This window comes from uncultured Mucilaginibacter sp., from assembly GCF_903913935.1.
Taxonomy (GTDB): Bacteria; Bacteroidota; Bacteroidia; order Sphingobacteriales; family Sphingobacteriaceae; genus Mucilaginibacter.
The window spans coordinates 1-2,924 of record NZ_CAIWNH010000479.1 but is presented as its reverse complement, the minus strand read 5'-3'; the positions used below and the strand labels follow the sequence as shown (position 1 = coordinate 2,924).

The 2,924-nt window shown below is 44.7% G+C and carries 4 protein-coding genes and 1 pseudogene; all 5 read left to right on the top strand.

Annotated features, from left to right (window positions below; all coding sequences use genetic code 11):
- A pseudogene (locus tag QZY09_RS19310) lies at window positions 1-185 on the top strand (acyl-CoA dehydrogenase); the annotation flags it as partial.
- 137 nt (window positions 186-322) lie between these two features.
- Window positions 323-1,066 carry an electron transfer flavoprotein subunit beta/FixA family protein gene (locus tag QZY09_RS19305; protein ID WP_295675015.1) on the top strand — a complete coding sequence of 248 codons (744 nt, stop codon included), beginning with the start codon at window positions 323-325 and terminating at the stop codon, window positions 1,064-1,066.
- A gap of 40 nt (window positions 1,067-1,106) precedes the next feature.
- Complete coding sequence (locus QZY09_RS19300) at window positions 1,107-2,081, top strand: electron transfer flavoprotein subunit alpha/FixB family protein (RefSeq protein WP_295675012.1); 975 nt, start codon at window positions 1,107-1,109, stop codon at window positions 2,079-2,081.
- Between the two features lie 4 nt (window positions 2,082-2,085).
- Window positions 2,086-2,538: a thioesterase family protein gene (locus QZY09_RS19295; RefSeq protein ID WP_295675009.1), complete on the top strand. Its 453-nt coding sequence runs from the start codon at window positions 2,086-2,088 to the stop codon at window positions 2,536-2,538.
- Between the two features lie 17 nt (window positions 2,539-2,555).
- The gene (locus QZY09_RS19290) at window positions 2,556-2,816 is read left to right on the top strand and encodes an acyl-CoA-binding protein (RefSeq protein ID WP_295675007.1); all 261 of its coding nucleotides are present in this window, start codon (window positions 2,556-2,558) and stop codon (window positions 2,814-2,816) included.
- The last annotated feature ends 108 nt before the right edge of the window (window positions 2,817-2,924 follow it).

Below are 2,924 nucleotides of genomic sequence, written 5' to 3'. Positions count from 1 at the left end.
ATGATGCGGCCGAAAAAATAGCCCGCTCAGGTAAAGAAGCATTAAACTCATTTGCCGAAGGAGATGAAAAACGGATGATGATGATGGGCTTAAAACGCTTCACCAAAACTGATGATGTGAATACAACCCAGGCCCGCAGAAATATTGCGGCTAAACTGATAGCTGAGAATAAATATTGTTTTTAAATAGCTGTAACCAAAAAATCAAATCAATTCTTTGTGAACTTCGTGCCTTCTTTGTGTTCTTAGTGGTAAAAAAATAACCACAAAGGACAAATGGATTTTCACAAAGGGCACCAAGTAACTTTAACACAAAATCTTAAATGAAGATATTAGTCTGTATCAGCCAGGTGCCGGATACCAGCACCAAGGTTGTTTTAAAAGATAACAACACTGCAATTGAAAGCAACGGGGTTACCTATATCATTAATCCCTATGATGAATGGTACGGCCTTATCCGGGCCATCGAATTAAAAGAAACCGGCGTAGCCAGCCAAATAGACCTGGTAACGGTAGGCAAGGCAAATACCGAACCCGTTATCCGGAAAGCACTGGCGCTTGGCGGCGATAAAGCCATAAGGATAGATGTAGAGAGTAACGACCCTTATCTAACCGCCGTTTATATCGCCGATTATGCCAAAAGCGAGAATTACGACCTGATCCTTTGCGGCAAGGAATCTATCGATTATAACAACGGCACCGTTGGTTCCATGCTTGCTGAATTGCTGGATATGGATTATATCGGTTTTGCCACAGGTATCCAAATTGAAGGAACAAACGCTATTGTAAACCGGGAGGTTGAAGGCGGCGAAGAAACCGACACCTGTAATTTCCCTTTGGTGATCTCCTGCCAAAAAGGGGTTGCAGAGGCCCGGATACCTAATATGCGGGGCATTATGGCCGCACGCACCCGGCCACTCAACGTGGTAACACCCTCAGCTGTTGAACCTGTTACTTCTATTTTGTCGTATGAACTTCCACCTGCCAAAGCAGGTGTAAAATTAGTCGACCCTGCCGATATGGATCAACTGGTTAAACTGTTGCACAGCGAAGCAAAAGTAATTTGATCCTTAAACATCATTGATTAATATTTAATAAAGAAATAAAATGTCTGTAATTGTTTTTGTTGAACATGATGGCGGGATCATCAAAAAGAAAAATTTTGAAGCTGTTCAGTATGCCGCTGTAATTGCCCAAAAAACCGGCGCTACCGTAACTGCGGTGATCCTCGGCAATATTGCCGATGCTGAAATTGAAAAGCTCGGGGAATACGGCGCGCAAAAAGTATTGCATGTTGAAGATAAACGGCTGGATGAATTGCATCCACGTGCTTATACAAGCGCCATTTTAACTGCCATTGAAAAAGAAAACGCGAAAATAATTGTCGCCCTAAATGATATTAACGGCAGGGCCGTTGCGCCACGGATTGCCATTAAATTAAAGGCAGGCCTCCTGGCCGGCGCCCTCACCTACCCCGACCTGGATAAGGGCTTTGTGATAAAAAAAGCGGTTTACGCCGGCAAAGCGTTTGCTTACGTTAATATCACCAGCGATGCAAAGGTGATCATGCTGATGCCAAACACCTTCCCTCTTGTCAAATCAGAAGGAAAGGCTACCATTGAAAAACTGGCGGTGAACTTTGGCGCTAAGGACTTCGGCATAAAAGTAAAAGAGGTAAGCAAAGTAACCGGCGAAGTATCGCTTTCAGATGCTGCCTTGGTAGTTTCCGGCGGTCGTGGGATGAAAGGGCCGGAAAACTGGTACCTGATTGAAGACCTGGCCATGGAGCTGGGGGCCGCAACAGCCTGTTCACGCCCGGTGTCCGACGCCGATTGGCGGCCTCATCATGAACATGTGGGCCAAACCGGCGGCACTATCCGCCCCGACCTTTATATCGCTGTTGGCATTTCAGGTGCCATTCAACACCTTGCGGGTGTAAACGGCTCAAAGACGATTGTGGTGATTAACCGCGATCCAGAAGCGCCGTTTTTTAAAGCAGCAAATTATGGCGTTGTGGGCGATGCAATGGAAGTTTTGCCGAGGCTGACCGAAGCAGTTAAAAAATTCAAACTACATAAATAAAACCATGACTTTTTTTTATGAAGGGCAAGTTTTATGGGCGCAGATAGATGCTAACCAGCATATGCGGCACACAGCATATGGCGATTTCGGGGCACAGGCCAGGTTAGGCTTGCTGGAGTACGTGGGCTTAACGCCGGCTGTGCTGTATGGCCATAAAATCGGGCCGGTACTATTCAGGGAAGAGTTGATTTACCTGCGCGAGATCGGGATCAATGAGCATATAAAAGTAACCTGTGAAATTATAAAATCACGCCCTGATGGTTCGCGATGGTCTATGCGGCAGGAGTTGTTCCGTGGCGATGGTATTAAGGCAGCTATTATTGTTGCCGATGGCGCATGGATAGATATGGAAAAGCGAAAGCTTGCCGTATTGCCACCTGACCTAATTGATTTATTTAAACACGCCCCAAAAAGTCACGATTATATGGAAGAACCCAATAAACCCGTTATATCGTAAAGATCAACATTGTACCAATGGAACTAAAAGAAGCATTTGACAACGCAGTTGCGGCAAGTAAAACCCTGAATGCCCGCCCCGATAACGAAACTTTATTGCAACTCTACAGCTTGTTTAAACAGGCTACTGAAGGCGATATCAACACCGATAATCCGCCGGGGATGTTTGATTTTGTAGCCAAAGCAAAATACGACGCATGGTTAAAATTAAAAGGAACTTCCGCTGAAAATGCCATGGAAAAATACGTCAGCCTGGTGAAGCAACTCATTGGAAATTAATTTCCGAAATTTTGACAAATGTTTCCGCCATATAGCCCTTTGTTTTTCGCTTGGAAAAAGGATATTTGTTAATATAAGCCAATACCAAATTATTTTATTCTACCAGTT